Below are 26,748 nucleotides of genomic sequence, written 5' to 3' on the forward strand. Positions count from 1 at the left end.
GGGCGTTCCTTCCGCCGACTTGCGGACCGGTGTTCAGCCGGTCCGCTTTTTTGTGGGCGCAAGGCGCTCCCAGCCGAACACCGAGCGGCCGTCGAGATCCGGTGAGGCCGCTCGTTCACCGGCGATGAAAGCCTCGACCGAAGGCCCGCGCGCGGTCCGCTCCAACCGCCGCGCCTGGTCGTCGAGGCGCTTGATCGCCTGCATCTCTTCCTCTCGCCCGAGGTTCGCGTTGTGGATCGCGCCCTTCAGCACCCGGATGGTCTCGTCATAGACCTTGATCGGAACGGGGTAGGGATGCCGGTCCTTGCCGCCATGGGCGAGCGAGAAACGGGCGGGGTCGGTGAAGCGATAGGGCGCGCCGTGCACGACCTCGGCAACCATCGCGAGCGAGCGCACCGTGCGCGCGCCGACGCCCGGCGTCAGCAGCAGCTCCGGAAAATCCGCCGGGCCGCGTTCGGCTGCAGCGGCGAGTGTGCCGTGCAGGCGGCGCGCGAACACGTCCTTCGGCCGCACATCATGATGCGCAGGCATGATCAGATGCGGCAGCATGCCTTGCGCCGGCGTGGACGGGGTCCCCGTGAGCCGCTCGAATTCGGAGACGATGCGATCCGGACCGAGGTCGGAGAGCAGCTCGAGCTGTGCCGTCCGAGATAGATCGGCGCGATGATCGGTGAGATTGACGATCTCCCCCTGCTGCGGCCCGTCGATTGCGCTGTGCGGCGTATCGACAAAGCTCTTCAGTGCCTCGGAGTGCCAGTGATAGCGCCGCGCCTGCCGCTTGTCGCCGTTCATGCCCTGCTGCACCACCGTCCATTTGCCCTCAGTGGTGACGAAGAAGCCGTGCAGGTAAAGGTCAAAGCCGTCCTGGACTGCGGCGCTGTCGACCTTGGCGACCAGACGGCTGGCCCGGGTCAGCTTGACGCCGTCGAATCCGACGCGGTCGCCGAGCTGCAACAGCTCGTCCGGCGTCTTGCGCGAATGCTGACCGCGACCGCCACAGACGTAAATCCCGAGCTCGTCCTGGAGCGGTCCGAGCCCGCGCTTCAGCGCGCCGATCACGGAGGTGGTGATGCCGGAGGAGTGCCAGTCCATTCCCATCACGGCGCCAAACGACTGGAACCAGAATGGATGCGACAGGCGCTGTAGAAATGCGTCGCGGCCGTAATGATGCACGATCGCCTGGGTGACGATCGCCCCGAGCGAGGACATGCGACTTGCCAGCCAGGGCGGAACCCGCCCGGTGTGAAGAGGAAGATCGGCGCTGCCGGTTCGTCGAGTCATGGCGACAAGCCTAGCGCAGCTCAGCGACGGTTGCACCTGCGGGATGCTGCATTGCACGGGGCGGGGGAGCGAAGCCGGCCGGGATGCGTTGTGCGGGTTGCGTGAGTGCAATGATGGGGACGATCCATGGATTGGCAGGCTCTGACGGCCGATATCGACAGGATGTTCGGCTGGATACCGTCATGGTTCATCGGCCTCACCCTGGTTGCCGGCGCGATCCTTCTTGCCCTGCTCGTCTACCGGGTTGCCACATGGCTTCTCAACCGCGCTTTCGGAACGCGGCTTCCGCTCTTGAGCGTGTTCATCGAGCGCACGGCAGGTCCCGCGCAAATGGCGCTTTGCCTTGCCGCCGTCGCAATGGTGCTGCCGCTGGCGCCGCTCGACGATACGATCCGCACCCCCCTGACGCGGCTGTTCGTCGTGGCCTTCATCGCGCTGATCGGCTGGATCTCGATCCGGATCGTCGACATGAGCGCGGCGCGCTACTTGCAGAACTTTCGCGATGTCACCGAGAATTTCGTCGCGCGCAAGCACGTCACGCAGGTGCGCGTGTTCAAGCGCGTCACCGACACCATCATCGTCATCATCACGGTCTCCGCCGCGCTGATGACGTTCGACTCCGTGAAGCAATACGGAGTCAGCCTGTTCGCCTCCGCAGGTGCTGCCGGCATCATCGTCGGCCTTGCCGCGCGCCCGCTGCTGAGCAATCTGATCGCCGGCCTGCAGATCGCGATCACCCAGCCGATCCGCATCGAGGATGCCGTGATCATCGAGAACGAATGGGGCTGGATCGAGGATATCGCCTCGACCTATGTCGTGATCCGGCTGTGGGATTGGCGCCGCATGGTGGTGCCGCTGTCCTACTTCATCGAAAAGCCGTTCCAGAACTGGACGCGCGACACCGCATCCCTCATCGGCGTCGTCGCGCTGCATGTCGACTATCGCGCCGACGTCCCGCGCATCCGACGCTGGCTGGAGGAGGCGGTGAAGCAGTCGAAGCTGTGGGACGGGGAGGTGGTGAATCTCCAGGTGATCGATGCCGATTCGCGCACCATCGAGCTTCGGGCGCTGGTCAGTGCCAGGAACGCACCGCAGTCGTGGGACCTGCGCTGCGAGATCAGGGAGAAGCTCATCGCCTTCATCCGCGACGAGATGCCGGAGGCGCTGCCGCGCGACCGCGCCATCCTGATCCCGTCGGGAGACGGAGAGGGCGATCTCGGACTGCGTCCCGCACCGCCGGAGAAGATGCGGGCGAGCGCCAGTCACTGAACGGCGCTTACGCGCCTGCGCCGTCCCGCCATTGCCACGTTCTTGTTGACGAGACCTGATCTTTTGTACGATAGTACAAATCTCATGGTACGCAAGCCCACCAGCAAGGAAGCGGCCCGCAAGCCGAACATGCGCGAGGCGATCCTCGCCGCCGCGGAGGAGCTGTTCGCCACCAACGGCTTCAATGCCGTATCGGTGCGCGACATTGCGCAAGCTGCCGGGGCAAATCCGGGCAGCGTGACCTATCATTTCAAGACCAAGGACGGTTTGCTGCTGGAGATCTACCGGCGTCATTGCGGGCCGATGAATCTGCGCCGTTCCGAGCTGCTCGCGGCCGCAAAGCGCGTGCGCGATCTCCAGGACCGGCTGGAGGCGATCGTTCGGGCCTATGTGGTGCCGGCCTTCACCTCGGGCAGCGATCTCGCCGGCGGCGGGGCGCGTTTCACGCGGCTGCGCGCGGTGATGTCGGCGGAAGGTAACGAGGTCGCGCGAAAGATCATCGCGCAGACCTTCGACGACACCAGCCACGCCTTCATCGACGCGGTGCACGAGAGCCTGCCGCACATTCCGCGCACGGACATCGTCTGGCGCAGTCACTTCCTGCTCGGCGCACTCTATTATTCGCTGGTGACGCCGGAGCGCGTGTCGCGCCTGTCGCGCGGCGAGGCCGACGGCAGCGATGCCGCTTGCGCCATCGAGCAATTGGTGCAGGCCACCGTCGCGGCTTTCCAGGCGCCGGCGCTGGACCAGGCCGCGCCGGCGCGGCGGCGGCCCGTCGTCGCCGGCAAGGCGTGAAGCAAGAAATCTCGCCTCGGCGGTTCACCTCATGACGATGATGTACACGCCGACCATTCCACCGCCCGACCCGAACACGCGCACGCCGAAGTTCAGGCTGCCGAAGCTGTCGTGTGACGCGCATTGCCACATCTTCGGGCCCGGCGCGAAATACCCTTACGCGCCGGAGCGTTCCTACACGCCGCCGGATGCGCCGCTGGAGGATTTTCGCGCGCTGCATGCCAAGCTCGGCGTGGAGCGGGCCGTCATCGTCAATGCCAGCGTGCACGGCACCGACAACAGGGTGGCGCTCGATGCGATCGCTGAGAGCAATGGCGCCTACCGTGCCGTCGCCAATATCGATGGCACCATCACGGAGCCCGACCTGCGCGTGCTGCACGAGGGCGGTTTTCGCGGCTGCCGCTTCAATTTCGTCCGCCATCTCGGCGGCGTCCCCGACAAGCGCGTGTTCGACCGCATCGTCGCGATGGTCACGCCGCTCGGCTGGCACGTCGACCTGCATTTCGATGCGGTCGATTTGCCCGAATATGCCGACATGCTGACAAGCCTGCCGCTGAGCTACACCATCGACCATATGGGCCGGGTGAAGGCAGGGGACGGGCTCGACCAGCTGCCGTTCAAGATCCTGATCAAGCTGATGCAGCGCGATGACAAGTGCTGGGTGAAGATCTGCGGCTCGGAGCGGGTGTCCTCTATCGGTCCGCCGTTCACCGATGCGGTGCCGTTCGCGCGAAAGATCGTCGAGACCGCGCCGGATCGCGTCATCTGGGGTACGGACTGGCCGCATCCCAACGTCAAGGTGATGCCGAATGACGGCGATCTCGTCGATTTGATCCCGCTGTTCGCGCCGGAGCCGGAGCTGCAGACGAAGATTCTGGTCGACAATCCCGCGCGCCTGTTCGGGTTCGAGGCGTGACGACGTCATCGCGACCGGCACGCTGGGAGGACATGTGCTGTGGACGCATGCATACGAAACAAAAAGGAGTAGCCCATGAAAACAGGCCTCGTCGTCACCGCCCATCCCGGCGATTTCGTCTGGCGCGCCGGCGGCGCCATCGCGCTGCATGCGAACAAAGGTTATCGCGTGAAGATCGTGTGCCTGTCCTTCGGGGAGCGCGGCGAGAGCCAGTTCGCCTGGAAGGAGCAGGGTGCGACGCTGGAATCGGTCAAGGCCGGCCGCAAGGACGAAGCGGAGCGGGCGGCCAGGCTGCTTGGCGCCGAAATCGAGTTCTTCGATTGCGGTGACTATCCGCTGAAGCTCACCGAGGCGCATTTCGACCGCATGGTGGATATCTACCGCGAGCTCAATCCGAGCTTCGTCCTGACGCATGCGCTGGAAGACCCCTATAATTTCGACCATCCGAACGCGGCGCATTTCGCGCAGGAGACGCGCGTGGTCGCGCAGGCCATGGGCCACAAGCCCGGCGTGCCGTACAAATATTCGGCGCCGCCGGTGTTCCTGTTCGAGCCGCACCAGCCCGAGCAGTGTAACTACAAGCCCGACACCATTCTCAAGATCGACGAGGTCTGGAAGGAGAAACACGAGGCGTTCCAGATTCTCGCCGCGCAAAAACATCTCTGGGGCTATTACGAGCGCGTCGCGCTCAACCGCGGCATCCAGGGCAGCCGCAACACCGGTGTTCCCATGACCTATGGCGAGGCCTATCAGCGCCTATTCCCGACGGTTGCGGACGAGCTGGCATGAAGCCGGTCCGCACAATCAAGCTGAAAGCCGTACTCGGCAGTCACCACCATGTGCAGGCGGTGAAGAGCGGGGCGCTCCGTTCCGACCTGTTCGATCTCGATTTCATCGAATACACGCCGACCAACACGGCGTTCAAGCCGATGGTGCGCGAACGGGCCTTTGACGTCTGCGAGATGGCGATCGTCACCTATTTGATGGCGAAAGCGCACGGCAAGCCGCTGGTGCTGCTGCCGGCGACCATGCTCGGCCGCTTCCAGCATTCCTACGCTCTCTATAATCCCGCGCATGGGACGCTCGGGCCCACCGATCTCGAAGGCAAGCGCGTCGGTATCCGCTCCTTCACGACCACGACGGGCGCCTGGATCAGGGGTATCCTCGCCAACGACTACGGCGTCGATCTCGACAGGATCCGCTGGATCACCTTCGAGGATCCGCATGTCGCCGAATATGTCGACACCACGGAGCGCGCGCCGAAGGACAAGAAGATCCTGCAGATGCTGCGCGACGGCGAGCTCGATGCCGTCCTCGGCGAGACCTCCGATGATCCCAAGCTGAAGCCGCTGTTTCCCGATCCGGCCACGGAGGCCGCCAGATGGTATGCGCGACGTGGCGTGGTCCCGGTCAACCATCTCGTGGTCGTGACCGAGCAGCTCGCGAAGGCGCGCCCCGACGTGGTCGCCGGCGTTTATGATCTCTTGAAGCGGAGCAAGGCGCAGGCAGGGCCGGCGGCAACGCCCGACCTCGTTCCGTTCGGGATCGAGGCCAACAGAAAACCGCTCGAGCTGATCATCGACTACGCATTCCAGCAGGCGCTGATCCCGCGCCGCTATGCGGTCGATGAGCTCTTTGACGAGACGACACGAGGACTGAACTGATGGCAGGTGATCCCAGGCGCTGGCAGATCGGGTTGGTCGGCTATGGCGAGGTCGGCAGGATTTTGGCCGAGGATTTGCGCCAGCAGGACATCAAGGTCTCAGCCTACGACATCAAGCTCGGAGGCGAGCAGGGCGCGTCGCTGCAAGAGCATGCGGCGAAATTCGGTGTCGCTCTTGCAACTTCCCACGCGGAGCTGACCGCGAAATCCGACTTCATCATCTCCGCCGTCACGGCGAGCCAGGCCGTGCCGGTCGCAAAGGCCTGTGCGGCAGCGATCAATCAGGGCACCTGGTTTCTCGATTTCAACTCGGCCTCTCCCGGCGCCAAGCAGCGCGCGGCAGGGCTGATCGACGGTGCCGCCGGGCGTTATGTCGAGGGCGCGGTGATGACCTCGGTGCCGCCTTATCGCATCAAGGTGCCTTTGCTGCTCGGCGGACCCGGCGCGAGGGAGCTCGAGCCGCTTCTGAATACGATCGGTTTCGCGGCCAAGGTTGCCAGTGACAAGCTCGGCGTGTCCTCGGCCGTCAAAATGTGCCGCAGCATCATGATCAAGGGCCTGGAGGCCATGGTCATCGAGAGCTTCACGACGGCGCGTGCCTATGGCGTCGAGGATGCGGTGCTGCCTTCGCTTGCGGAAACGTTCCCCGGGATCGATTGGGAGGAGCTGGGCGCCTATTGCTTCCAGCGCGTGATCGAGCACGGCCGCCGCCGGGCCGAAGAGGTGCGGGAGGTTGCCGAGACCGTGCGCGAGGCGGGGCTGACGCCATGGTCGGCGCAAGGCACGGCCGAGCGGCAGGCCTGGATGGCTGATCTCGCCGATGAGGGGCTGTTCGGGTTGAGGGGCAGCAGCGAATTCGCCCGCAGTGCGGACTGGCGCACCGAGGCGGACCGGATCCTGGCGAAGATCAATCGGACGAAATAGTCAGCTCAGGACCGGGTCGCGGGATTCGAAGCTCCCGACCTGGTCACGCGCGCGTTCGATGAGGTCGATCAGATTGCGGGATTTACGGACGAGCTGCTCGGTGGCCGGCTGGGTGCGGAACTCCGCCAGCACGGCGCGAACGCACTTGCTGGCGGCATCGAGCGTCCAGAGCGTACGGTTCACGTCGGCCTGCGTCTGGATGGCCGAGATGTCGAGGCCCGAGAGAACGTGGCCGATGCCGTCCAGCCGCTTCACCGCCGTATCGGTCGGCGTTCGGGCGTGGACGGAATCATCGATGCTGCTGAATGCGCTGAACAGACTCATACTTCCCCACTGAACGCAGATTGTCAGTGCACGTCCTAGTTACGGCGGCGCGGCCTGCCTCGCAATGCGTTGAGCTACGGTCCGGGATTCTACCGAACTCGGGTCGGCGCGGACCGGCGGTAAAATCGAACTGCCGTGGCCCCGCGGCCGATCAGGTCGTGCGCGCGATGCCCGAAATATCGGCCGCGAAACGCGCTCAGCTCTTGAACAGGGTCGGCCGCGGCCGTGCAAATGTCTGCCGGCCGCGCTTGAAGCCCATCAGGACGTCGGGCAGCTCGGCGATCGCGAGTCGGCTGTCCCTGGTATCGAGCACGATCAGATCGGCGGGATTGCCGACCTCGATGCCGTAGTCGGCGAGGTTCATCAGCCGGGCCGGCAGCTCGGTCACGAGGTCCAGGCAGGTGTCGAAGTCGCTGACAGAGGCGTGCGCGACGTTGGCGTAGAAGTTCGCCATCCGCAGCAGCGAGGCATCGCCGAACGGCGTGAAGGGATTGAGCACGTTGTTGGTCGCGACCGAGCAGAGCACGCCGTCGCCGGCAAGCTTGTGGGCGAGGGTCAGCCCGCGCGGCGCGTTGTGCGTGGCCTCGCGCCCCATCAGATAGAGATCGGTCGCGGGCAGGACGGTGACCGCAACGCCTGACCTTGCCAGTTGCGCAGTGGCCGCCTTCATCCGTTCGCGGGGCAAGGCCGACAGTTTCGTGGCATGGCCGATCGCGACGCGTCCGCCATAATTGCGCTGCTCGGTCTGGCGACAGACCTCGTCGAGATGCCACCAGGAGGGATCGAGGTCGAAGTCGAGATGGAGGTCGACGTCGATGTCGAATTCCCCGGCAAGGTCGAAGATGCGCGCAAGGTGCGCGTTCGGGTCGGTGTCCATGTAGGGGCAGCCGCCGATGGCTTCACCACCCTCGCGAAGCGCCTGGATCAGCAGCTCCTCCGCTCCGGGATCATTGGTGAGGCCTTCCTGCGGGAAGACGCAGAGCTCGAGATCGATCGCCCAGGCGTAATCGCGCTTCAGCGCCTTGACCGCCTCGTAGCCGCGGAGGCCGATGCGAGGGTCGATCTCGACATGCGTGCGCATGCGCGTCGTGCCGTTGACGATGGCGCGTTCGAGCACTCTTGCGCCGCGTGCGTAGACGTCCTCGATCGTGAAATCCTTCTTCATCGCGGCGACGGCGCGGATCGCCTCCGAGACGCTGCCGTGATCGTGGCCGCAGCGGCCGAGCAGGCAGGCCTTGTCGAGATGGATGTGGGTGTCGACGAAGCCGGGCAGGGCGAGGAGGCCGCCGAGATCGACGTCGGCGGCCTCGCAGGCCAGCTTTGGCGCGATCGCGGCGATGCGGCCGTCCTTCACCCCGATATCGACCGGTGCGGCGGAAGAGCGCAACAGCGCGTTGCGGAAGACCAGGTCGAAGGTGGCTTGGGTGGTCATGGCGTTGGATTCAGCCGTGGCAGCCTAGCGGAAGCCGTGGGGGCGGGCAGCTCCAGATTGTGTGCAAGGTTGGGGCTGGATTGTCCAAAAATTGTGCATGCACTTCGAGGCCCAGATTGTAAGATAGCGGCATCCGGAGAGAATCCCGCGATGTCTACTGCCGCAAAAGCCGAAAGCCCGATGACCGACGCCGAGATTGTCGAAGCCTATCTCACCGCTTCGATGATACCGGATCCCGACGCCGCTGCGGCCTATATGAAGCCGGGCACGGTGATCACGTTCACCGGCGGGCGCGCGTTCGACCATCCGCGCGGGCCGACCGGCTTCAACGCGAAACGCTATCGCTGGGTCAAGAAGAAGATGGACCGGTTCGACGTCTGCCCGGGCGCGGACGAGACCGTCGTCTACAGCGTCGGCACGCTCTATGGCGAGTGGATGGACGGCACGCCGTTCGAGGGCAACCGCTACGTCGATCGCTTCGTCGTGAGGGACGGGCAGATCGTGAAGATGGATGTCTGGAACGACAGCGCCGAGCGCATCCTCGTCCAGCGCGGCATCGAGGCTTAGCCCCTCCGCGCGATTTTCGGCAGCTTGACGACGCGATTGCTCGTCACCTCGTCCGCATAGGGTGCGAGGATGTCGAGCAGATCGCGGCCACGCTGCGGAGTGGGAGCGACCAGCGCACGATTGGCCACCGAATCCAGGTGATGATGCATCAATTCCATCACCTTGGCCGCATCGCCCTTGGCAAGCGCCGCGATGATGGCGCGGTGCTCGTTGATGGCGCATTCGGTGGAATGCGGCCGGCTGTACAGCGACAGCGTCAGGCAGCAGCGATAGGCGACCTCGCTGACATAGCGCACCAGAATCGGGCTGTTCGTCATATGGGCGAGCAGAATGTGGAATTCGGTCGCGAGTCGGATCGACACCGCATCCGTGCCGCCGCGGGCGCGATCCTCGGCGTCGACATGGGCGTTCAGCTCGGCGATCTGCGCCTTGGTCAGCTTGCCCGCGAGCTGGCGCACGACGAGGCGTTCGAGCTCGATGCGGATGTCGAAGGCATCGCGCGCCTCCTGCCAGCTCGGCGTCGCCACCACGGCGATCCGGTTGCGGCGGAGCTCGACCAGGCCTTCGGCGGCGAGTTGACCCAGCGCATGGCGGGCAATGGTGCGGCTGACGCCGAAACGTTCGCCGAGCGCATCTTCCGGCAGCTTGGCGCCGGGCTCCAGCGCCTGCTCGATGATGGCGCGCCGGAGCGCGCGGCAGATTACGCTGACCTTGTCCGACGATTCAGAAGTCTTGCTGCTGGCGCGCGCCGCCATCGGCGAATCCCATGGGAGTGATATCTCTCTTTAGCACAGGCTCGCGCCGATTCAGCGCTCCAATTGCATGCAGTTTGGCCTTCGGACTGCCTAAATCGAATCCGGCGGTTTGGCGCGGGTTTCGGCTAGGCCTTTGATTTCGCGGGGCTCGATCGCTGGCATCCAGCTTGCATGCACTTTTTTCCGTGATGCGCATGCAACCCAACGCCCAGTTCGACGGCCAGCCCGTTCCCGAAGGCTCTGCGACGATCGCGATCGAGCTGTCGGAGGCCTCGGTGACCTTCGGGCGCGGCGACCGCGCCGTGCCTGCTTTGTCGAAGACCACGCTCAAGATCGCCGACGGCGAGTTTGTCGCATTGGTCGGCCCATCCGGATGCGGCAAATCGACCATTTTGCGGCTGGTCAGCGGCCTGGTGCAGCCGACCAGCGGCGTCGTCATCGTCGGCGGCCGCGAGGTGGCGGCACGGGCGATGCGGGTCGGCATGGCCTTCCAGAACCCGACCATGCTGCCGTGGATGACGATCGAGCGGAACATCATGCTGCCGCTGAAGATCGTCGAGCCGTTCCGCTCGAAGTTCCGCAAGCTGCGCAAGACCGAATTCCGCGACAAGGCCAATGCGCTGCTGGAGCAGGTCGGCCTCAAAGGGTTCGGCAACCGCTATCCCTGGCAGCTCTCCGGCGGCATGCTCCAGCGCGCCAATCTTTGCCGTGCGCTGATCCACGAGCCGCGCATGCTGCTGCTGGATGAGCCCTTCGGTGCGCTCGACCAGTTCACGCGCGAGGAGCTTTGGGCGATCCTCCAGAATCTCTGGATGACGCACAAGCCGACGGTGCTGCTGGTCACGCACGATCTGCGCGAAGCCGGCTTCCTTGCCAGCCGCATCTGTGTGATGAGCGCGCGTCCCGGCCGCATCCTCGACGACAGCCGCGTGGAGTTCGCGCGGCCGCGCACGGTCGCGATGACGTTCGAGCCGGATTTCGTCGCGCTGAACCAGAAGCTGCGCGCCTTCATCGAGGATGCGCGCAGCGCCGCTGAGCAGGGGGCAGGCTGATGTTCGGGATCGATGTCAGGCAGAAAGCGTGGTCGGCGGGGCTGATCGTGCTGTTCTTCGTCGCCTGGGAGCTGTTCTGCCTGATGACCGGCATGTCCGACCTGGTGCTGCCGCGGCCCTCGCAGGTCTTCGTGACGCTGGTCCAGCGCTTCCCGGTGCTGTGGCCGCACATCGTGCAGACGCTCGCCACCACCATGCTCGGCTTCGTGCTTGGCGTCGCGCTCGGCGTCGCCCTCGGCGCGATCATCGGCGTGTCGAAGACGGCCTACGACACCTGCTATCCGCTGCTGATCGGCTTCTCCTCGATCCCCAAGGTCGCGGTGGTGCCGATCTTCGTGCTGTGGTTCGGCTCCGGCACGGTGCCGGCGGTGCTGACCGCGCTGTCGATCTGCTTCTTCCCGATCGTGGTCAACATCGCGACCGGCCTTGCCACCACCGAGCCCGAGCTCGAGGACGTCTTGAAGGCGCTCGGCGCCAGCAAGCTCGACATCCTCTGGAATGTCGGTCTGCCGCGCACCATGCCGTTCTTCTTTGCTTCGCTGAAGGTCGCGATCTCCTACGCCTTCGTCGGCGCGGTGCTGTCGGAGACGGTCGCCTCCAACCGCGGCATCGGCAACGTCATGATGACCGCGTCCTCCAATTTCAACGTGCCGCTGGTGTTCGCGGGCTTGTTCGTGCTCGCCGGGCTCGGTGTCGCGCTCTACGTCGTGTTCTCGCTGATCGAAGGGCAGGTCACCGGCTGGGCCACGCGCAAGAACGACGTGATCGCCACCTGATTTCTTGAACCGTCACGCAACGAAGCTGAGGAGGTCTCGATGTTGAGGAAGTTAACCGCCGCGCTGCTGGGATTGGCGCTGTCCGCAGGCGCTGCCACCGCGCAGGAGACCACGATCAAGTTCACGCTAGGCTGGAAAACCCAGGGCAGCGACGCTGCCTTCTTCTATGCCAAGGACAACGGATTCTTCAAAGAGGAAGGCCTCAACGTCGTCATCGATCAGGGCGAGGGCTCCGGCGCCACCGTCACGCGCGTGATGTCGGGCGCCTATGACGCCGGCTTCGGCGACGTCAACGCCATCATCCAGAACGCCTCGACCAAGCCGCAGGAGGCGCCCGTCATGGTCTACATGATGTGGAATCAGCCGCCGTTTGCCATCGTCGCCAAGAAGAGCAGCGGCATCAACACCATCAAGGATTTCGAAGGCCGCACGCTCGGCGGTGCGCAGGGCACGCCGACCACGCGCTTGTTGCCGGTGTTCACCCGCAAGAACGGGCTCGACGGCGAGAAGATCAAGATCTCCAACATGGCGCCGAACCTGCAGGAGCCGATGCTGATCAAGGGCGACATCGATGCGGCCCTCGTCTTCAACATCACCAGCTATTTCAATCTGGTGCTCAACCGCCAGGATCCGGACAAGGACTTCAAATGGTTCTCCTTCGGTGAATATGGCCTCGATCTCTACTCCAACGGCGTGATGGTCTCCCGCAAGCTGATCGCCTCGAATCCGAAGGCCGTGGCGGGCCTGGTGCGCGCCGTCAACAAGGGTGCGATCGCGATCGCCAAGGACCAGAATGCCGGCATGAAGGCGGCACTGAACTACGACAACCTCATCAACGCCGAGGTGGAGAAGCGCCGGCTGCAATATTCCTTCGAGAAGCTGATCGTCTCGTCCGAGATGAAGGAGATCGGCATCGGCGACATCAAGGACGACCGGATGACGCGCGCGATCGGCATCGTGGTCGAGGGCTACCAGCTCGCCCGTGCGCCGACGCCGGCGGAGGTGTTCTCGCGCGAATTCCTGCCGCCGCGCGCGGAGCGGGAACTGGTGTACACTGCCAACTGAGATTGGAGGAACAGCCATGGCCACGGAGATCTCGGCAACCAGCCTGTTCCGTGGCCCTGACCGTGGCGTCAGCGAGAACGTCGTGCTGCGGCACGACGAGGGCGTCATCACCGAAATCTCGGAAGGAGCGGGGCCGGCGCCTCGCTCCTTCGTCATCCCCGCCTTCGTCAACGCCCATGATCATGCCCGTGCCACGGCGTCGTCCTTCGGTGCGGTCGGCATGCCCCTGGAAAGCTGGATTTTGCGCACCGCGCTGGGCTCGCCGGTCGATCCCTATCTGACAGCCGTCTCGGCATTGGCCCGTTCCGCCAAGGCAGGCTGCGCGGCGATGATGGTCCATTACACGCGTCCGAGCGGGACGATGCCGCTGCTGGACGAGGCCAAGGCCATCGCGAAGGCCGCATCCGACGTCGGGATTCGCATGGCGTTTGCAATGGCGGTGCGCGACCAGAACCCCATCGTCTACGGTGATGCCGAGCCGGTGCTTTCAGGGCTTCCCGGGGACGATCGCAAGACGATCGAGGATCTCTTCGTTCGCGCGCCGCTGTCGCCGAAGGTCTATATCGAGCTGACCGACGCAATTGCCGCAGCCATCGCCGGACCGATGGTCGACGTGCAGCTCGGGCCGGCCGGTGTGCAATGGTGCTCGAAGCCGCTGCTGGAGGCCGTCGCGGAGAACTCCGCGCGGACCGGTCGCCGCATTCACATGCATCTGTTGGAAACAGTTTATCAGCGCGCCTGGGCCGACCAGCACTTTCCGGACATGGTGCGCTGGCTTCGCGACGTCGGCTTTCTCTCCGAGCGGCTGACGCTGGCGCATTGCATTCACGCCCGTCCCGAAGAGCTCGAGATGATCGCGGCCTCCGGCGCGCGCATCGTCACCAATTTCAGCTCGAACATGCACCTGCGTTCGGGCCTCGCCCCGATCGCCGCCGCGCACGGATGCGGCTGTGCCATCGCCGTCGGCGTCGACGGGCTGGCTTTGGACGAGGACGACGACATTTTGCGCGAGATGCGGCTGGTGCAGATGGTCCACGGCGGCCTCGGCTTCAAGGCGACATGGACGCCGGCCGAGATGTTTTCGCTCGCCATCCGCAACGGACGCCATGCGACCGGGGCGCCCGGGAATGGTGAGCTCGCGGCGGGCAATCCCGCCGACTACGTCGTGATCGATCTTGACCGGCTCGATCGAGACCAGATCATGCCGGTCGATCCCATGGCGCTGCTGTTCGCGCGCGGCAATGCGTCGCTGGTGAAGGAGGTCGTCGTCGCCGGCAAGACCATCGTGAGGGAAGGGGGCTGCACGAGCGTCGACCTGGTGGCCGTCGAGCGGGAATTGCGGGCGATGTACCGCGCCAATGTCGGCAAGCTCGACAGCTTCCGGCGGATGTGGCCGTCCCTGTCGGATCGGTTGAGCGGCTGGTTCGAGCAGCAGCTGACCTGCGAGTGACGTGCCGGTGGGCGCCGCGACGGAACGCATATCAAAGAGCGATAGCAGGTAGACGCAGCCTCGTCTGGCGCTTGACCGGCCCGTCGGCTATCAGCTCCTCGATAGCTCGAGACCCATCCCCTTCGAGGAGCCCCTGATGCGCCTACCGACCATTCTCCTGGCCCTGACATGTCTTGCCGGCGCAGCTTCGGCCGAAGAGCTCACGGGCACGCTTCAGAAGGTCAAGGAGACCAAGAAGATCACGCTGGGCTATCAGGAGGCCTCCGTCCCATTCAGCTATCTCGACGGCAACCAGAAGCCGGTCGGCTTTGCCATGGACATCTGCCTCCGTATCGTCGATGCTGTGAAGAAGCAGCTCGGCATATCAGACATTTCGGTCGAGACGCTCGCGGTGACGTCGTCGAACCGGATTCCCTTGATGGTCAACGGCACGCTCGACCTGCATTGCTCGGCGACCACCAACAATGCCGACCGCCAGAAGCAGGTCGCCTTCACCAACACGCACTTCCTCAGCGCGACGCGGTTCGCGGCCAGGAAGGCGGCGAGCATCAAGACCATCGACGATCTCAAGGGCAAGGCGGTCACGGCGGTCGCGGGATCCGTGAACTTGACGCAGCTCGCCAAGGTCAACACCGAGCGCAATCTCGGCATCAACATCATGCCGGCCAAGGACCAGGCCGAGGCCTTCCTGCTGCTGGAGACCGACCGCGCCCAGGCCTATGCGCTCGACGACGTCCAGCTCGCGGTCGCGATCGCGCGGTCGAAGGAGCCGCAAGCTTACATGATCAGCGAAGAAGCGTTCTCCAAGCCTGAGCCCTACGGCATCATGCTGCGGCGGGAGGATGCGCCGTTCAAGGCGCTCGCCGATCGCGCCACCGCGGAGCTTTATGCCAGCCCCGAGATCGAGGTGCTCTACAAGAAGTGGCTGCAATCGCCGACGCCGCCGAACGGCCTCAACTACAACGTCCCGATGTCATCAGCCTTGCGCAACGCCTTCAAGAAACCGAGCTCGAGCGCCGATCCTGACGTCTATGTGGTGAACTGAAGCGAAGGAAGAGCGCCTTTCTTAGGCGTTCGAGTATTTCTTCAGCTCGAGCCGCGCGATCTGGTTGCGATGGACCTCATCGGGTCCATCGGCAAGTCGCAGCAAGCGCGCGGTGGCGTAGGCCTGCGTCAGGCCGAAATCGTTCGAGGTGCCGCCGCCGCCATGGGCCTGAATGGCCCAGTCGATGATCTGACAGGCCATGTTGGGCACGGCGACCTTGATCATTGCGATCTCTGCCTTCGCCACCTTGTTGCCGACCGTGTCCATCGCATGGGCCGCGTTCAGCGTCAGTAGCCGCGCCTGCTCGATCATGATGCGCGCCTCCGCAATGCGCTCCTGCGTCACCGTCTGCTCCGAGACCGGCTTGCCGAAGGCGACCCGGCTCCGCGCGCGGCGGCACATCTTCTCCAGCGTGCGTTCGGAAAGGCCGATCAGCCGCATGCAATGATGGATGCGGCCGGGCCCGAGACGGCCCTGCGCAATCTCGAAGCCGCGGCCCTCGCCGAGCAGCATGTTCTCCTTGGGCACGCGCACATTGGTGAACACCACTTCGGAGGCGCGGTCGGGCACTCCGTAGAAGCCGAACACGGGCAGGGGACGCTTGACCTCGATGCCCGGCGTGTCCATCGGCACCAGGATCATGGATTGCTGCTTGTGACGGTCGGGATTGTCGGGGTCGGTCTTGCCCATGAAGATGCAGATCTTGCAGCGCGGGTCGGTCGCGTTGGTGGTGTACCATTTGCGCCCGTTGATGACGTAATGGTCCCCGTCGCGTACGATCGAGCTCTCGATGTTGGTCGCATCGGATGATGCGACCGCCGGCTCGGTCATGGCGAAGCAGGAGCGGATTTCGCCCGCGAGCAGCGGCTTCAGCCAGCGCTCCTTGTCCTGCTCGCTGCCGTAACGCTCCAGCACCTCCATGTTGCCGGTGTCGGGCGCCGAGCAGTTGAAGACTTCAGGAGCAAGGTGCGAACGGCCCATCACCTCGCACAGTGGCGCGTATTCGAGATTGGAGAGGCCCGCGCCGTGATCGCTCTCGGGCAGAAACAGATTCCACAGCCCCTCCGCGCGCGCCAGCGGCTTAAGCTCCTCGACGACCGGATAGACCTTCCACGGCCCGAGCTCTTCAGCCTCGCGGTAGAAGCGCTCCTCGTTCGGATAGATGTGCCGGTCCATGAAGCTTTCGAGCCTGCGCTTGAGCTCGACGACTTTCGGCGACATCGGATAGAGCATTTTCTGGTCTCCTTGATCGACGGCGAGCGGGTCACGCGACCCGGTACTCTTTGAACCTATCGCGCAGAGCGGATTTCAGCACCTTGCCGGTGCCGGTCATCGGGAATTCGTCGAGGAATTCGACGGCGTCCGGCAGCCACCAGCTCGCGATCTTCGGACGCATGTGCTCGAGCAGCGCCTTGCCGTCGACGGTCGCGCCCTTCTTGCGGACGACGAGGAGCAGGGGGCGCTCCTGCCATTTCTCGTGGCTGATCGCGACGACGGCCGCTTGCAGCACGTCGGGGTGGGACAGGGCGATGTCCTCGAGCTGGATCGAGGAGATCCACTCGCCGCCGGACTTGATCACGTCCTTGGAACGGTCGGTCAGCGTGACGTGGCCTTGTGGGTCGATCACGGCCATGTCGCCGGTGATCAGCCAGCCGTCGCGGTCGAGGCCTTCGTCCAGCTTCATGTAGCCGGAGGCAACCCAGGGCCCGCGGGCGCGCAAATGGCCGACCGTCTTGCCGTCGCGTGGCAGCTCAATGCCGGCGTCGTCGACGATGCGCAAATGCGTGCCGAAGCAGGCGCGGCCGGAGACCTGGCGGCGGTCGAATTTCTCCTTCTCGCTGAGATGCTCCGAGCCCGGCCGCAGGCCCGGCATCGAGCAGCCCAGCGCCTCGGTCATGCCCCAGGCCTGGATGTAATCGACATTGTACTCGCGCTTGAGCTTCTCCACCATCGCGCGCGGCGGGGCCGAGCCCGACGACAACGTCGCGCGCAAGGTCGAGAATTTGTTGCCGGTCCGCCCGAGCCAATCGAGCAGGATCAGCCAGAAGCTCGGCACGCCCGCCGACAGCGTCACCTTCTCGCCTTCCAGCAATTCATAGAGCTTGTCCGGCTCGTAGTTGCGGCCGGGCAGCACGAGCTTCGATCCCGTATAGGGCGCTGTGAACGGCATGTTCCAGCCATTGCCGTGGAAGAGCGGCGCCATCGGCATCATCACCTCGCGCACACCTTCGACATGTCCCGGCAGGAAGTCGAAATTGCAGCAGGTCATGGTCTGCAGGATCGCGGCGCGGTGCGAGTAGATTACGCCCTTTGGATTGCCCGTCGTGCCCGACGTGTAGCAGATCGTCGAGGCAGACTTCTCGTCGAACTCCGGCCAGGCGAAGCCGGCATCGTTCTCGCGTTCCAGAAGCTCTTCGTAACAATGCACGTTCGCGAGCTTCGTCTCCGGCATCCGCTCGCGCGAGGACATCACGACATAGGCTTCGACCGTCGTTAGCTGGGGCGCGATCGCCTCCACGATCGGCAGCGTGGCGCGGTCGATGTAGAGCAGGCGGTCCTCGGCATGGTTGATGATGTAGACGAGCTGCTCGGGAAACAGCCTGGGATTGACCGTGTGCAGCACGTAGCCCATGCCCGGCGCGGCGTAGAACATCTCGAAATGCCGGTGTGTATTCCAGGCCAGCGTTCCGACGCGGTCGCCTTGCTTCATGCCTAGCCGCTTCAGCGCCAGCGCCATGCGCTTGATGCGCGGATGGGCGTCGGCGTAGGTGTAGCGATGAATGTCGCCCTCGATCTCGCGTGCGACGATCTCGGCTTCGCCATGATAATCGGCCGCATACTGGATCAGGCCGCTGATCAGCAGCGGCATGTCCATCATCAATCCCTGCATGGTCTCCCTCCGGATGGTCACGTCGTTGCGTGGCTCGTGATTTGCGCTCGAGGTTAGCGGAACGTCACGCAGCGTTCACGCAAAAAACAATCAGCGTGATTGCATGCCGCGCTTTTTCGGCGCTAACGTGCGGTGAGCTGCCGGCGAAGCAGCATGCCCGGGAGGAATCGAATGTCAGCGGAAAGACACAAGACCGATGCAAGCGGCGCTTCTACGGTCGATATTTCCGCCCTCCGTGCCCGTTATCGCGACGAGCGCGACCGCCGTCTGCGCGCCGAGGGCAAGGCGCAGTATGTCGAGGTTGCGGGCGAGTTCGGCCGTTATCTCGACGACCCCTGGGCCGATCCCGGATTTGCGCGCGCGGCCGTCAACGAAGCGACCGAAGTGCTCATCGTCGGCGGTGGCTTCGGCGGCCTGCTGTGTGGCGCGCGATTGCGCGAGGCCGGCATCGCGGATTTTCGTATCGTGGAAAAGGCCGCCGACTTCGGCGGCACCTGGTACTGGAATCGTTATCCCGGCGCCGCCTGCGATACCGAGAGCTATATCTACCTGCCGTTGCTGGAAGAGACCGGTTACATGCCCGTGCGCAAATATGCCCGGGCGCCGGAGATCTACGAGCACTCGCGCCGCATCGGCCGTCATTTCGACCTGTACGAGCGCGCGCTGTTTCAGACCGTCATCTCGCGGATGACCTGGCAGGAGCATGAGGCGCGGTGGCTGGTCGAGACCAACAGGGGCGACCAGATCCGCGCGCGCTTCGTCATCCTCGCCGGCGGTCCGCTGAGCCGTCCGAAGCTGCCGGGGATTGCCGGCATCGAGACGTTCAGAGGTCACAGCTTTCATACCAGCCGCTGGGATTACGGCTACACCGGCGGCAACGCGGATGGTGGCCTTACCGGTCTTGCCGGCAAGCGCGTCGGCATCATCGGCACCGGCGCCACCGCCGTGCAATGCGTGCCGCATCTCGGCCGCTCCGCCAAGGAGCTCTATGTGTTCCAGCGCACGCCGTCCGCAATCGGCGTTCGCGACGATCGTCCGACGGACCCGACCTGGGCGCAGAGCCTCAAGCCAGGCTGGCAGCGCGAGCGCATGGACAATTTTACCGCCGTGATTTCAGGCGAGCCGTTCGAGCAGGACCTGGTGCAGGACGGCTGGACCGGCCTGCTCGGCGAAATCCTGCTGGCACCGCGCCGGCAAAAGCAGCCGGTGACCTCGATTGAGGAAGCGCTGAAGGTCATCGAGCAGGCCGACTACCGCAAGATGGAGGAGATCCGCGCGCGCGTCGACACCGTGGTCAAGGACGAGGCGACCGCGGCTGCGCTCAAGCCGTGGTACAAGGCGTTCTGCAAGCGGCCCTGCTTCCACGACGAATATCTGGACACCTTCAACCGTCCCAATGTGCATCTCGTCGATACCGGGGGGAAGGGCGTCGAACGCATCACCGAGAATGCCGTCGTCGCCGGCGGCAAGGCCTACGAGCTCGACTGCCTGATCTATGCCAGCGGCTTCGAGGTCGGCACCGATTACGCGCGCCGAATGGGCTTCGAGGTCTATGGCCGCGACGGCATGAGCCTGTCCGAGCGCTGGCAGGACGGCGTCAAGACGCTGCACGGCTTCTACAGCCGCGGCTTTCCGAACTGCTTCCTGATCGTCACCGTGCAGGCCGGCCAGAGCGCCAATTTTCCGCACATCATCGACGAGCAGTCGCAGCACATCGCCTATGTCATCAAGCAGGCGCGCGAGCGCAACGCACGCACCCTGGAGCCGACGCTTGCGGCCGAGAACGCCTGGGTCGAGGAGGTCGTCAAGGCCGCGCTCGGTCGGCAGACCTATCTCGCCGAATGCACGCCGGGCTACTACAATAACGAAGGCGTGTTCGATCCGATCGCGGCAAGAAACAGCCAATATTGGCGCGGGCCGGTGGCATTCCTGCGGCTGCTCGACAAATGGCGCAAAGAGGGCAACCTGGAAGGCCTCGAATTGTCCTATGATCGGGCCATGGAGTCGGCGCATTCCAGCGGGTAAGATTGCGCCGCCGAGCGGTACAGGACAGGAGAGGTCGGGCATGATCAGGGGCAGGGCTGTTGCGGGAGCGGTTCTTGGCGCAATGACGCTGCTCGGTTGCCTGGCATCCTCCGCCGAGGCTGCGCAATGCGGCAGCTCGCCGGCCGGCTTCGAGGCCTGGAAGCGCGAGTTCAGCGCGGAGGCGCAGGGCAAGGGCATCGGCCCCACCGCGCTGTCGGCGCTGATGCAAACGAACTATGCCAGCGCCACGATCGCGGCCGACCGCGGCCAGCGCAGCTTCTCGCTGACGCTGGACCAGTTCCTGGCCAAGCGCGGCGCCACCACCATCGTCGCCAAGGGCCGGCAGCTCAAGCAGTCGCAGGCCGCTTTGTTCGCCTCGATCGAGCAGCGCTATGGCGTCCCGCCCGGGCCGCTGATCGCGATCTGGGGCATGGAGACCGGCTTCGGCAGCCAGCGCGGCAACCAGAACATGCTGTCGTCGATTGCGACCCTCGCCTATGACTGCCGCCGTCCCGAATTCTTCACCGACCAGCTCTATGCCGCCCTGAAGCTGATCGACCGCGGTACGCTGTCGGGATCGACCCGCGGCTCCATGCATGGCGAGGTCGGCCAGACCCAGTTCATGCCCAAGAGCATTCTGGCCTACGGCACCGGCAATCTCGAAGTTGCGGCCAATGCGCTGAACTCGACCGCGAATTTCCTCAAAGCCCATGGTTGGCGTGCGGGAGCCGGATACCAGCCGGGCGAGCCCAATTTCGCTGCCATCGAGGCTTGGAATGCCGCTGGTGTCTATCAAAAGGCGATCGCGCTGATGGGCCGGCAGATCGACGAGGGCGGGAGTGCCGCGGCCTCACGCTGAGCTCTTGCTCAGCGACGTGTGATGCGACGGCGAGAGAAAGTTGTTGCCTTCTGGAACCGACGGCACGAGGTTTGCTTTGATCAAGTTCAGGGCTGGGCATGAGGAGACTCAACATGGCTACCCAGATCGTGATGGACCAAACTGGCGATACGCGCCACGAGTTTGATCCTGGCAACGCCGAGGCGCTGGCGCGAGCCGAACGGCGCTTTCGTGAGCTGACCGGAGCGGGCTTTACCGCCGCGCTTCGAACCGGACCCGGCGAAGTGACCCGGATCCGATCGTTCGATCCGACCGCGCAGGAAACGCTGTTCTATCCCCGCCTGGTCGGCGGTTGATCTGAGCTGCTCATGATCGCGGCAGTTTGGCTCCGCGCGCCGGCGCGTGCGCGCCTGCATGCGCTGCGTGAACTCTATCGCCGCTTCTTCGGCGAGAACACGCCGGATGCGCGCGGCCGCCGGCTTCTGGCCGAATGGCTGTCACCGGCGCAGCGCGCTCAATTCGAGCAGTTTCGGTATTTCGACGTCGTCGGTTGCGACACCGGCCGGACCTATCGCATCCACTACGGCACAGCCGCCAACGTCCACGAGGTCGATAGTGAGGGGCGCGCGACGATGGGGTGGTGCTTCGTCCCGTCAGGCTTCCTGGTACCGGGCGATGTGATGTTGGCGCAGAAGATCGCGCTCGAGACGGACGAGAGAGGGGCGCTTGCGCTCGCCAACCGGTTTCCGCCGGCGACGCATTCCGAGCACTTCTACCGGCGACCTTTCTAGAGCATGATCCGGAGGAAAAGTGCGGAGCGGTTTTCCAAAAAGATCATGCTCAAACAACAGCCTAAAGCGCGATGACGATTTATCCTAATCGCATCGCGCTTTAGCGTCAGAACGGTCAGGAATGCGTAGTGCGGTAAGCGTCGAACGCATGCGCCGCGAAGACGCCGATGCTGCACAGCGCGAGCAGGGCTGAGATCAGCTCGATCATAGCTCGTCCTCCCGCAGCGGCTGGGCAACGAGATTCTGGCAGCACGAATATTCGTAGATCAGGTCGAGGATGAACTGCATGGTGGCCGTCCCTGTATTTATTTTGACAACTACTTAAGCGGCCATCTGTTTCAGGCGTGTTTCGTCGCATCGGGAAAGGGGTTTCGTCAGGAACCTTGCGCTGGTTTGTGCGCTGCGGGCCCGCTATATCCCTCATGGCTCAGTCGATTTTGAGCCGTCTCTTCGGGAGCGGCACGTCATTTTGCGAGGCAAAATCATGGCGCAGGTCGAGTGGTTCGACGATCTCACCATCGGAATGCAGTTCAAATCCCCCGAAGTCGTGGTCACCGAGGCCGACATCAAGCGCTTTGCCGCCGAGTTCGATCCGCAGCCGATGCATCTCGACCACGAGGCGGCGAAGCAGACCCTGTTCAAGGGGCTTGCCGCCTCGGGATGGCACACCGCCGCGATCGCGATGAACCTTGCGATCCAGACCCGTCCGTTCGGCCCGCATCCGCTGATCGGCGCCGGTGTGGACGGCCTGCGCTGGACCATGCCGGTGCGGCCCAACGACCGCCTGCATCTGGTCGGCGAGGTCATGAGCCTGACGCCGTCGAAATCGAAGCCGCAAGGCATCGCGCTGGTGAAATGGACCATGTTCAACCAGAACGGCGAGGAGGTTTACACCTTCACTCCGATCGCGATCGTGCCGCGGCGGGGATAGGACGGCCGCCGGCCGTTCGCCTCGCCCTCTTGCGAGCCGCCGGGAGAGGTGGTCATCTCGGCGCGGGGAACGCGCTGGAGGCCGACATGAAACGATCTCTTCTTGCCGCCGGAATTCTCGCTTGCGTCTTGAGCGCAACCGCCTCGAGCTCGAGGCCCGCGCTTGCGCAACAATCCAAAGTCGGCGACTGGACCATCGAGAAGCGGGCGCAGGACACCCATTGCAATGCCAGCCGCGGCTACAAGGACAAGGATGACGAGAACCGCGACTACGTCATCGTGATCACCTATTCCGAGCAGGCGATCGTGATCGTGATGATCTACGACGGTTGGGAATGGGACAAGGCCGGTGAGATCCTCCGGGCCGATGTCGGCACCGACGATGCCGACATCATGAAGAAGGCCAAGTGGGAGGTCATGGACAAGACGACGGTGCGCGGCATCTTCGCCTACGACCAGTCGATCATGGACCGCCTCGCGAAGGCCAAGCGCCTCACGCTGGACTTCGAGGACGACGACGATGACAGCATCGAGATGCAGATCCCGCGGGCCGGCGAGGCGCTGGCGGCGCTGAAATTCTGCGAGGAGAACCGGAAATGATGGTCCCGCCGGGGGCGTGCCGCGGCGGGACGCTGTTCACTCGGCAGGCCCCTGGACCGGCGCTGCGCTGATGTCGCTGCCGTGATGAACCAGCGGCTTCATGCCGGTGACGGTTCTAAGCAGCACATAGAACACCGGCGTCAGGAACAGGCCGAACACGGTGACGCCGATCATGCCCGAGAACACGGCAACGCCCATGGCGCGCCGCATCTCCGAGCCCGCGCCGGTCGAGAGCACCAGCGGCAGCACGCCCATGATGAACGCCATCGACGTCATCAGGATCGGGCGTAGCCGCAAGCGGCTGGCTTCGATCGCAGCCCGGATCGGCGTGCGCCCGGCGAATTCGAGCTCGCGCGCGAATTCGACGATCAGGATCGCGTTCTTGGCGGAGAGGCCGACCAGCACGATGAGGCCGATCTGGGTGAAGACGTTGTTGTCGCCCTTGGAGATCCAGACGCCGAACATCGCGGCGAGCAAGCCCATCGGCACGATCATGATGATCGATAGCGGCAGGGTCAGGCTCTCATAGAGCGCGGCCAGCACCAGGAACACCAGCAGGATCGCCAGCGGAAACACCCAGATGCCGGAATTGCCGGCGATGAACTCCTGATAGGTCAGGTCGGTCCATTCGAAGGCAAAGCCCGGCGGCAGCACCTCCGCCGCGATCCGCGTCGCCGCTTCCTGCGCCTGGCCCGATGAAAAGCCCGGCGCAGCCGCCGCGTTGATGTCGGACGACAGGAAGCCGTTGTAGCGGATCGCGCGCTCCGGCCCCGCGCTCTGGCGGATGTTGAGCAGCGCCGACAATGGCACCATGTCGCCGGACGACGAGCGCACCTTCAACTGCCTGATGTCGTCGGCGCGGGCGCGGAACGGTGCGTCGGCCTGGACGCGGACCGAATAGGTGCGGCCGAACTTGTTGAAGTCGTTGACGTAGTAGGAGCCGAGGTAGATTTGCAGCGTGTTGAACACCTCGGTGACGGGCACGCCCAGCTGCAGCGCTTTGGTGCGGTCGATGTCGGCGAACAGCTGCGGCACGTTGACCTGGAAGCTGGAGAACACGCCGGCGATCTCCGGCGCCTTCTGCATCGCCGCCATGAAGGCGTTGGTGGCCTCATTCAGGGCGTCATAGCCGAGACCGGCGCGGTCCTCGATCTGCAGCTTGAAGCCGCCGATGGTGCCGAGGCCGTTGACCGGCGGCGGCGGGAACATGGCGATGAAGGCTTCCTGGATGCCGGCATATTTCTTGTTCAGCTCGGCCGCGATCGCAGGGCCGCTGAGCGAGGGATCCTTGCGCTCGTCGAACGGCTTCAGCGTCGAGAACACGATGCCGGCATTGGATGAGTTGGTGAAACCGGAGATCGACAGGCCCGGGAAGGCTACCGAGCTCTCGACACCGGGCTGGGTCAGCGCGATGTCGCTCATCCTGCGGATCACCTCTTCGCTGCGGTCGAGCGTGGCGCCGTCGGGCAGGCGGGCGAAGCCGACCAGATATTGCTTGTCCTGGCCCGGCACGAAGCCGCTCGGCACCTGCTGGAACAGAAATGCGGTGAGCCCGACGAGGACCACATAAAGACCCATCATCGCGGACTTACGCGAGATCACCTTGCCGACGCTGCCGCTGTAGTTCTCCGAGGACCGCGTAAACGCCTTGTTGAAGCCGCGGAAGAACCAGCCGAGGCTCTTCTCCATGATCAGCGTCAGCCGGTCCTTCGGCTCGTTGTGGCCCTTGAGCAGCAGCGCCGACAATGCCGGAGACAGCGTCAACGAATTGATGGCCGAGATCACCGTCGAGATCGCGATCGTCAGCGCGAACTGCTTGTAGAACTGTCCCGTGAGGCCGGAGATGAAGGCGAGCGGCACGAACACCGCGATCAGCACCAGCGCGATCGCGATGATCGGGCCCGAGACCTCGCGCATGGCCTGATAGGTGGCATCGCGCGGCGACAGCCCGGACTCGATGTTGCGCTCCACGTTCTCGACCACGACGATGGCGTCGTCGACGACGATGCCGATGGCGAGCACCAGGCCGAACAGGGTGAGCGCGTTGATCGAGAAGCCGAACACGTGCATCACGGCGAAGGTGCCGACGATCGACACCGGCACGGCCAGCAGGGGGATGATCGAAGCCCGCCAGGTCTGGAGGAACAGGATCACCACCAGCACCACGAGAGCGATGGCTTCCAACAGCGTGTGGATGACGGCTTCGATCGAGGAGCGAACGAACTGAGTCGGGTCGTAGACGATCTGGTAGGACACGCCCTCCGGCATGTTCTTCTTGATCTCCGCCATGGTGGCGCGGACGTTGTCGGAGATCTGCAGCGCGTTGGAGCCGGGCGCCTGGGAGATCGGGATTGCCACCGCATGCTTGTTGTCGAGCAGCGAGCGCAGGCCGTATTCGGACGCGCCGAGCTCGATGCGCGCGACATCGCGCAGACGAACGACCTCGCCGCGCGGGCCGGTCTTGACCACGATGTCGCCGAACTGCTCCTCGTTGGCGAGCCGGCCTTCGGCATTGACCGAGAGCTGGAGATCGATGCCTTTGACGTTCGGAGAGGCGCCGACCACGCCGGCGGCAGCCTCGACGTTCTGCGCCTGGATGGCGCGCACGATGTCGCTTGCGGTCAGGCCGTGCTCGGCCGCCTTCTGCGGATCGACCCAGACCCGCATCGAATAGTCGCCGGCGCCATAGAGCTGGACGTCGCCGACGCCGTCGATCCGCGCCAGCCGGTCCTTGACGTTGAGCACGGCATAGTTGCGCAAATACGTCATGTCGTAGCGGCCGTTCGGCGACAACAGATGCACCACCATGGTGAGGTCGGGCGAGGACTTCTTGGTGATGATGCCGAGCTGGCGCACCACGGCCGGCAGGCGCGGCTCGGCCTGCTGCACGCGGTTCTGCACCAGCTGCGTCGCCTTGTCGGGATCGGTGCCGAGCCGGAACGTCACCGTCAGCGTCATCGCGCCGTCGGTGGTCGCCTGGCTCGACATGTAGAGCATGTTCTCGACGCCGTTGATCTGCTCCTCGATCGGGGTCGCCACTGTCTCCGCGATAACCTTGGGGTTGGCGCCGGGATAGGTTGCGCGCACCACGACGGAGGGCGGCACGACGTCCGGATATTCCGAGATCGGCATCGCGAACAGCGAGATCAGGCCGGCAAGGAAGATCAGGACCGACAGCACGCCGGCGAAAATCGGACGATCGATGAAGAACTTTGACAGATTCATGGCCTTGCCCCTGGGCAATATCCTGATGTTCTCCGAGACCGCCACTCGTCATTCCGGGGCGCGCGAAGCGCGAACCCGGAATCCAGAGGTGATGTGTTCGGAGTTTCGTACGCTCGAGATTCTCAGGTGCGCAAT

At 64.5% G+C, this 26,748-nt stretch carries 25 protein-coding genes; 18 read left to right on the forward strand and 7 right to left on the reverse strand.

Going from position 1 to position 26,748, the window contains the following annotated elements:
* Nucleotides 1-33: 33 nt before the first annotated feature.
* Nucleotides 34-1,281, reverse strand: coding sequence for a DUF763 domain-containing protein (locus I6F33_RS05550; RefSeq protein WP_225141459.1), 1,248 nt, complete (start codon nucleotides 1,279-1,281; stop codon nucleotides 34-36).
* A gap of 126 nt (nucleotides 1,282-1,407) precedes the next feature.
* Here I6F33_RS05550 and I6F33_RS05555 point away from each other — a divergent pair, with 126 nt between their 5' ends.
* From I6F33_RS05555 to I6F33_RS05580, 6 genes are all read left to right on the forward strand, one after another.
* A complete protein-coding gene (locus I6F33_RS05555; RefSeq protein ID WP_036001308.1) occupies nucleotides 1,408-2,550 on the forward strand; it encodes a mechanosensitive ion channel family protein in 1,143 nt (380 codons plus the stop codon).
* A gap of 84 nt (nucleotides 2,551-2,634) precedes the next feature.
* Nucleotides 2,635-3,345, forward strand: coding sequence for a TetR/AcrR family transcriptional regulator (locus tag I6F33_RS05560; protein WP_225141461.1), 711 nt, complete (start codon nucleotides 2,635-2,637; stop codon nucleotides 3,343-3,345).
* Between the two features lie 31 nt (nucleotides 3,346-3,376).
* Nucleotides 3,377-4,261 carry an amidohydrolase gene (locus I6F33_RS05565; RefSeq protein WP_225141463.1) on the forward strand — a complete coding sequence of 295 codons (885 nt, stop codon included), beginning with the start codon at nucleotides 3,377-3,379 and terminating at the stop codon, nucleotides 4,259-4,261.
* 75 nt (nucleotides 4,262-4,336) lie between these two features.
* Complete coding sequence (locus tag I6F33_RS05570; protein WP_225141465.1) at nucleotides 4,337-5,050, forward strand: PIG-L deacetylase family protein; 714 nt, start codon at nucleotides 4,337-4,339, stop codon at nucleotides 5,048-5,050.
* Nucleotides 5,047-5,925 carry a hypothetical protein gene (locus I6F33_RS05575; RefSeq protein WP_225141467.1) on the forward strand — a complete coding sequence of 293 codons (879 nt, stop codon included), beginning with the start codon at nucleotides 5,047-5,049 and terminating at the stop codon, nucleotides 5,923-5,925. The genes I6F33_RS05570 and I6F33_RS05575 overlap by 4 nt, the downstream gene beginning before the upstream one ends.
* A complete protein-coding gene (locus tag I6F33_RS05580) occupies nucleotides 5,925-6,848 on the forward strand; it encodes an NAD(P)-dependent oxidoreductase (protein WP_109144107.1) in 924 nt (307 codons plus the stop codon). Before I6F33_RS05575 ends, I6F33_RS05580 begins: the two co-directional genes overlap by 1 nt.
* On the opposite strand, the gene I6F33_RS05585 is transcribed toward I6F33_RS05580, so the two are convergent.
* On the reverse strand, nucleotides 6,849-7,172 hold the full coding sequence (locus I6F33_RS05585; protein WP_085968782.1) for a hypothetical protein: 324 nt from the start codon (nucleotides 7,170-7,172) through the stop codon (nucleotides 6,849-6,851).
* Nucleotides 7,173-7,368: 196 nt separating this feature from the next.
* Nucleotides 7,369-8,604, reverse strand: a complete 1,236-nt coding sequence (locus tag I6F33_RS05590; protein ID WP_225141469.1) for an amidohydrolase family protein — start codon at nucleotides 8,602-8,604, stop codon at nucleotides 7,369-7,371.
* 150 nt (nucleotides 8,605-8,754) lie between these two features.
* Here I6F33_RS05590 and I6F33_RS05595 point away from each other — a divergent pair, with 150 nt between their 5' ends.
* Nucleotides 8,755-9,171, forward strand: coding sequence for a nuclear transport factor 2 family protein (locus I6F33_RS05595; RefSeq protein WP_225125826.1), 417 nt, complete (start codon nucleotides 8,755-8,757; stop codon nucleotides 9,169-9,171).
* Here the strand turns inward: I6F33_RS05595 and I6F33_RS05600 are convergent.
* On the reverse strand, nucleotides 9,168-9,926 hold the full coding sequence (locus I6F33_RS05600) for a GntR family transcriptional regulator (RefSeq protein WP_025035646.1): 759 nt from the start codon (nucleotides 9,924-9,926) through the stop codon (nucleotides 9,168-9,170). The genes I6F33_RS05595 and I6F33_RS05600 overlap by 4 nt on opposite strands.
* Nucleotides 9,927-10,120: 194 nt before the next feature.
* Between I6F33_RS05600 and I6F33_RS05605 the strand changes: the two genes are divergently transcribed.
* The 5 genes from I6F33_RS05605 (at nucleotide 10,121) to I6F33_RS05625 (ending at nucleotide 15,314) form a co-directional block, all read left to right on the forward strand.
* Nucleotides 10,121-10,978, forward strand: a complete 858-nt coding sequence (locus tag I6F33_RS05605; RefSeq protein ID WP_036001404.1) for an ABC transporter ATP-binding protein — start codon at nucleotides 10,121-10,123, stop codon at nucleotides 10,976-10,978.
* Nucleotides 10,978-11,754, forward strand: a complete 777-nt coding sequence (locus I6F33_RS05610) for an ABC transporter permease (protein WP_036001283.1) — start codon at nucleotides 10,978-10,980, stop codon at nucleotides 11,752-11,754. The genes I6F33_RS05605 and I6F33_RS05610 overlap by 1 nt, the downstream gene beginning before the upstream one ends.
* 39 nt (nucleotides 11,755-11,793) lie before the next feature.
* Nucleotides 11,794-12,819 carry an ABC transporter substrate-binding protein gene (locus I6F33_RS05615; RefSeq protein ID WP_225141471.1) on the forward strand — a complete coding sequence of 342 codons (1,026 nt, stop codon included), beginning with the start codon at nucleotides 11,794-11,796 and terminating at the stop codon, nucleotides 12,817-12,819.
* A 16-nt stretch (nucleotides 12,820-12,835) separates the two neighbouring features.
* Nucleotides 12,836-14,269, forward strand: a complete 1,434-nt coding sequence (locus tag I6F33_RS05620; protein WP_225141473.1) for an amidohydrolase family protein — start codon at nucleotides 12,836-12,838, stop codon at nucleotides 14,267-14,269.
* Between the two features lie 136 nt (nucleotides 14,270-14,405).
* Entirely contained in the window at nucleotides 14,406-15,314 is a 909-nt protein-coding gene (locus I6F33_RS05625; protein WP_225141475.1) for an amino acid ABC transporter substrate-binding protein, read from the forward strand.
* A 21-nt stretch (nucleotides 15,315-15,335) separates the two neighbouring features.
* On the opposite strand, the gene I6F33_RS05630 is transcribed toward I6F33_RS05625, so the two are convergent.
* Nucleotides 15,336-16,547 carry an acyl-CoA dehydrogenase family protein gene (locus I6F33_RS05630; protein WP_225141477.1) on the reverse strand — a complete coding sequence of 404 codons (1,212 nt, stop codon included), beginning with the start codon at nucleotides 16,545-16,547 and terminating at the stop codon, nucleotides 15,336-15,338.
* Between the two features lie 31 nt (nucleotides 16,548-16,578).
* A complete protein-coding gene (locus tag I6F33_RS05635; protein WP_225141479.1) occupies nucleotides 16,579-18,204 on the reverse strand; it encodes a long-chain fatty acid--CoA ligase in 1,626 nt (541 codons plus the stop codon).
* Nucleotides 18,205-18,375: 171 nt separating this feature from the next.
* On the opposite strand from I6F33_RS05635, the gene I6F33_RS05640 reads away from it, so the two are divergent.
* The 6 genes from I6F33_RS05640 (at nucleotide 18,376) to I6F33_RS05665 (ending at nucleotide 23,388) form a co-directional block, all read left to right on the forward strand.
* Nucleotides 18,376-20,229, forward strand: coding sequence for an NAD(P)/FAD-dependent oxidoreductase (locus I6F33_RS05640; protein WP_225141481.1), 1,854 nt, complete (start codon nucleotides 18,376-18,378; stop codon nucleotides 20,227-20,229).
* 40 nt (nucleotides 20,230-20,269) lie between these two features.
* Nucleotides 20,270-21,088: a lytic transglycosylase domain-containing protein gene (locus I6F33_RS05645; protein WP_036001257.1), complete on the forward strand. Its 819-nt coding sequence runs from the start codon at nucleotides 20,270-20,272 to the stop codon at nucleotides 21,086-21,088.
* A 113-nt stretch (nucleotides 21,089-21,201) separates the two neighbouring features.
* Nucleotides 21,202-21,423: a hypothetical protein gene (locus tag I6F33_RS05650; RefSeq protein WP_007592399.1), complete on the forward strand. Its 222-nt coding sequence runs from the start codon at nucleotides 21,202-21,204 to the stop codon at nucleotides 21,421-21,423.
* A gap of 12 nt (nucleotides 21,424-21,435) precedes the next feature.
* Nucleotides 21,436-21,858 (forward strand): hypothetical protein, encoded by a 423-nt coding sequence (locus tag I6F33_RS05655; protein ID WP_036001255.1) that lies wholly within the window; start codon nucleotides 21,436-21,438, stop codon nucleotides 21,856-21,858.
* A 484-nt stretch (nucleotides 21,859-22,342) separates the two neighbouring features.
* Nucleotides 22,343-22,789 (forward strand): MaoC family dehydratase, encoded by a 447-nt coding sequence (locus I6F33_RS05660; protein WP_036001252.1) that lies wholly within the window; start codon nucleotides 22,343-22,345, stop codon nucleotides 22,787-22,789.
* A gap of 86 nt (nucleotides 22,790-22,875) precedes the next feature.
* Nucleotides 22,876-23,388 carry a hypothetical protein gene (locus I6F33_RS05665; RefSeq protein ID WP_036001249.1) on the forward strand — a complete coding sequence of 171 codons (513 nt, stop codon included), beginning with the start codon at nucleotides 22,876-22,878 and terminating at the stop codon, nucleotides 23,386-23,388.
* Nucleotides 23,389-23,424: 36 nt separating this feature from the next.
* Here the strand turns inward: I6F33_RS05665 and I6F33_RS05670 are convergent, their stop codons facing one another.
* Nucleotides 23,425-26,613, reverse strand: a complete 3,189-nt coding sequence (locus I6F33_RS05670) for an efflux RND transporter permease subunit (RefSeq protein ID WP_225141482.1) — start codon at nucleotides 26,611-26,613, stop codon at nucleotides 23,425-23,427.
* Nucleotides 26,614-26,748: the final 135 nt, after the last annotated feature.

It is taken from the genome of Bradyrhizobium sp. BRP20, from assembly GCF_020194215.1.
GTDB lineage: Bacteria > Pseudomonadota > Alphaproteobacteria > Rhizobiales > Xanthobacteraceae > Bradyrhizobium > Bradyrhizobium yuanmingense.

Excerpts from the sequence above, each read along its gene's own strand:
- I6F33_RS05615 (WP_225141471.1), top strand. The coding sequence starts at position 11,794 with ATGTTGAGGAAGTTAACCGCCGCGCTGCTGGGATTGGCGCTGTCCGCA.
- I6F33_RS05555 (WP_036001308.1), top strand. The coding sequence starts at position 1,408 with ATGGATTGGCAGGCTCTGACGGCCGATATCGACAGGATGTTCGGCTGG.
- I6F33_RS05630 (WP_225141477.1), bottom strand. The coding sequence starts at position 16,547 with ATGCTCTATCCGATGTCGCCGAAAGTCGTCGAGCTCAAGCGCAGGCTC.
- I6F33_RS05590 (WP_225141469.1), bottom strand. The coding sequence starts at position 8,604 with ATGACCACCCAAGCCACCTTCGACCTGGTCTTCCGCAACGCGCTGTTG.
- I6F33_RS05550 (WP_225141459.1), bottom strand. The coding sequence starts at position 1,281 with ATGACTCGACGAACCGGCAGCGCCGATCTTCCTCTTCACACCGGGCGG.
- I6F33_RS05580 (WP_109144107.1), top strand. The coding sequence starts at position 5,925 with ATGGCAGGTGATCCCAGGCGCTGGCAGATCGGGTTGGTCGGCTATGGC.
- I6F33_RS05610 (WP_036001283.1), top strand. The coding sequence starts at position 10,978 with ATGTTCGGGATCGATGTCAGGCAGAAAGCGTGGTCGGCGGGGCTGATC.
- I6F33_RS05640 (WP_225141481.1), top strand. The coding sequence starts at position 18,376 with ATGTCAGCGGAAAGACACAAGACCGATGCAAGCGGCGCTTCTACGGTC.
- I6F33_RS05605 (WP_036001404.1), top strand. The coding sequence starts at position 10,121 with ATGCAACCCAACGCCCAGTTCGACGGCCAGCCCGTTCCCGAAGGCTCT.
- I6F33_RS05570 (WP_225141465.1), top strand. The coding sequence starts at position 4,337 with ATGAAAACAGGCCTCGTCGTCACCGCCCATCCCGGCGATTTCGTCTGG.
- I6F33_RS05665 (WP_036001249.1), top strand. The coding sequence starts at position 22,876 with ATGAAACGATCTCTTCTTGCCGCCGGAATTCTCGCTTGCGTCTTGAGC.
- I6F33_RS05660 (WP_036001252.1), top strand. The coding sequence starts at position 22,343 with ATGGCGCAGGTCGAGTGGTTCGACGATCTCACCATCGGAATGCAGTTC.
- I6F33_RS05595 (WP_225125826.1), top strand. The coding sequence starts at position 8,755 with ATGTCTACTGCCGCAAAAGCCGAAAGCCCGATGACCGACGCCGAGATT.
- I6F33_RS05645 (WP_036001257.1), top strand. The coding sequence starts at position 20,270 with ATGATCAGGGGCAGGGCTGTTGCGGGAGCGGTTCTTGGCGCAATGACG.
- I6F33_RS05560 (WP_225141461.1), top strand. The coding sequence starts at position 2,635 with ATGGTACGCAAGCCCACCAGCAAGGAAGCGGCCCGCAAGCCGAACATG.
- I6F33_RS05655 (WP_036001255.1), top strand. The coding sequence starts at position 21,436 with ATGATCGCGGCAGTTTGGCTCCGCGCGCCGGCGCGTGCGCGCCTGCAT.
- I6F33_RS05670 (WP_225141482.1), bottom strand. The coding sequence starts at position 26,613 with ATGAATCTGTCAAAGTTCTTCATCGATCGTCCGATTTTCGCCGGCGTG.
- I6F33_RS05625 (WP_225141475.1), top strand. The coding sequence starts at position 14,406 with ATGCGCCTACCGACCATTCTCCTGGCCCTGACATGTCTTGCCGGCGCA.
- I6F33_RS05565 (WP_225141463.1), top strand. The coding sequence starts at position 3,377 with ATGACGATGATGTACACGCCGACCATTCCACCGCCCGACCCGAACACG.
- I6F33_RS05635 (WP_225141479.1), bottom strand. The coding sequence starts at position 18,204 with ATGCAGGGATTGATGATGGACATGCCGCTGCTGATCAGCGGCCTGATC.
- I6F33_RS05650 (WP_007592399.1), top strand. The coding sequence starts at position 21,202 with ATGGCTACCCAGATCGTGATGGACCAAACTGGCGATACGCGCCACGAG.
- I6F33_RS05575 (WP_225141467.1), top strand. The coding sequence starts at position 5,047 with ATGAAGCCGGTCCGCACAATCAAGCTGAAAGCCGTACTCGGCAGTCAC.
- I6F33_RS05620 (WP_225141473.1), top strand. The coding sequence starts at position 12,836 with ATGGCCACGGAGATCTCGGCAACCAGCCTGTTCCGTGGCCCTGACCGT.
- I6F33_RS05585 (WP_085968782.1), bottom strand. The coding sequence starts at position 7,172 with ATGAGTCTGTTCAGCGCATTCAGCAGCATCGATGATTCCGTCCACGCC.
- I6F33_RS05600 (WP_025035646.1), bottom strand. The coding sequence starts at position 9,926 with ATGGCGGCGCGCGCCAGCAGCAAGACTTCTGAATCGTCGGACAAGGTC.